The sequence below is a fragment of the Exiguobacterium sp. s40 genome, from assembly GCF_018617905.1.
GTDB classification, from domain to species: Bacteria; Bacillota; Bacilli; order Exiguobacteriales; family Exiguobacteriaceae; genus Exiguobacterium; species Exiguobacterium mexicanum_A.
Window position 1 is genome coordinate 1 of sequence record NZ_JACSLC010000035.1, and the last position, 478, is coordinate 478.

General features: G+C 51.9%; 1 pseudogene. It reads left to right on the forward strand.

From position 1 onward, the window contains the following. Positions 1–478: pseudogene (locus KNP02_RS14740) on the forward strand (transposase); the annotation flags it as partial.

Sequence of the window (478 nt, forward strand, 5' to 3'; positions counted from 1 at the left end):
TCCAGACATCAAATCAGTAGTCGTTCGGTTCTATATCGGTGGATCAAGAAGTATACTAGTCATAGCGAGTTAACAGATTCGAGAAAAGGGATGGATCGAGCTATGGCAAAAGGGAGAAAGACCACATTCGAGGAACGCATGGAGATCGTCAGGTATTGCCTGGACAATGGACGGAACTATCAACAGACGGCCGAGATATTCGCCGTGTCGTACCACCAGGTCTACGGCTGGACGAAAAAATATGACGCCGACGGCGTGCACGGGCTCGAGGACCGGCGCGGACGGACGAAGCAAGAAGAGGAACTGACCAACGAAGAGAAGCTCGAACGTCGCATCCAACAGATCGAGCGGGAGAACGAGCGCCTGCGTGCCGAGAACCTGTTCCTAAAAAAGTTAGAGGAGATCGAGAGGAGAGGTTGATCAGCCAAATCCGGCTACAATTACGTTACATGGCGATCGAGGAAATGTCGACGACCGA